We start from the raw sequence: 1,674 nt of genomic DNA, 5'->3' as shown, positions 1-1,674 counted from the left end.
TCCGCGTCGGACAGTGGCGATCGATCTCAAGTAACCAAGTACGGGACCCCCATGCTAAACGTCACGCCGATTCGCGGAAACGACCACCACGCAGCCGCGCACTACTTCTCTGCTGCCGACGACTACTACGCGAAAGAGAACCCGGGAGAGTGGCAGGGAATCGGTGCGGAATCGTTGGGTTTGAAAGGGGCGGTCGAACAGGTGCAGCTAGCGCGGCTGCTGGACGGCCAGCTTCCCAACGGAGAGCGCATCCAAAAGACCTTTGACCGAAGCAGCAAAAAAAAGCGCATGGGATTGGATCTGACTTTTTCCGCGCCAAAGTCGGTTTCAATGCAGGCTCTTGTCGCCAGCGATAGAACCGTGACGCTCATGCACGACCGGGCGGTGACGCGTGCATTAGAACAGGTCGAGCGTCTGGCCGAGGCCCGCAAAAAGGTCAAGGGTAAGAGCTATCGCGAGCGGACTGGTAATCTTGTGATCGCCAAGTTTCGGCATGAGATGAGCCGTGCAAAGGACCCCCAACTTCATACCCATTCGGTCGTTTTCAACATGACGCAGCGGTCTGATGGAGCATGGCGGGCACTGTCGAACGAAGATATTTTTCTGGTTCGGACCGAGATTGAAGCTATCTATCGGACCGAGCTTGCCATGGGTCTGAAAGCACTTGGCTACGGCATCCGGCTTGTTGACGACAAGGGCGGTTTCGAACTTGCTCATATCAGCCGAGACCAGATCGAGGCATTCTCGTCGCGCAGCCAGGTGATCGAGGCGATGCTCGCCGACGAAGGGAAGACGCGGGCTAGCGCATCGCGACTGGAAAAACAGATTATCGCCATCGCTACCCGTCCGCGAAAAGACGAGGGCGACCGCGCTATCGTCAAACAATACTGGGTCGAAAAGAGCCGTGAACTCGGGATCGACTATGGGGAAAATTCAAAACTCAACCAGTTCTCCTATACTTCTAGAAAGAGCGGCGGAAGCGGCGCTCAAGATGTCGAAGGCGAAGGCAGCGAACCAGCACGCGACCGCGCGCCGAGTGTAGACGGCACGGCACGGAACATCGCCGAAGATCGCCCGTCGGTCCCGCTGGCTAGCCGTGACGCTGAAAGGAGCGGAAGCACGTCCAAAAACCAAGCTGCAAAATCGGGCTTGGCAGATAGCGAGGTCGCCGGCGCTGGGGGCCAAAACTCAAGTGCACAGGCGACCTTGAAACCAGTACAAATCTTCGTTCAATATGCCATTGACCATTTAACCGAACGTGAGGCCACAGTTCGCGAATCCGCCCTGTCGGCTGCGGCACTTCAGCGGGCCGTGGGCCTGGCCGGACTGAGCGAGGTTCGGACGGAAATCAAACGGCTGGTCAATCAAGGCACTTTGATTGAGTCCATGCCAGCCTACCGCATAGCAGATCGGAAGGATGGACTGTCACTCTCGGCTGCTGGGTGGCAGAACTATTTAGGCGAGATGAAGGGTTGGTCGGCAAACGAAGCGCGCCAATACGTCGCGAACGCCATCAAGCAAGGATCGCTGGTTCCAAATGAAAAGCGCTACACGACGCAGAAGGCGCTCAAGTGCGAAAAATCGATTCTTGCGATTGGCTGCTGCCGGTCCAGTTGCTGCGGCTTGGGCCGCGGCCGCTGCTGCTGCGGCATTGGCCGCGCGCGAGAGCGGGCC

Annotated in this window: 1 protein-coding gene; it reads left to right on the top strand. The window is 57.9% G+C overall.

Annotated elements, in window-relative coordinates:
- Positions 1 to 51: 51 nt before the first annotated feature.
- The coding region (gene mobF / locus ACP7BV_RS26860; protein WP_426107954.1) for a MobF family relaxase at positions 52 to 1,674 on the top strand (1,623 nt) is incomplete at its 3' end.

The sequence above is a fragment of the Massilia sp. TSP1-1-2 genome (genome assembly GCF_049896185.1).
In the GTDB taxonomy this organism is placed as follows: Bacteria; Pseudomonadota; Gammaproteobacteria; order Burkholderiales; family Burkholderiaceae_D; genus Telluria_A.
Note: the sequence above shows the minus strand (reverse complement) of the source record. Positions and strands in the feature narration are given on the sequence as shown.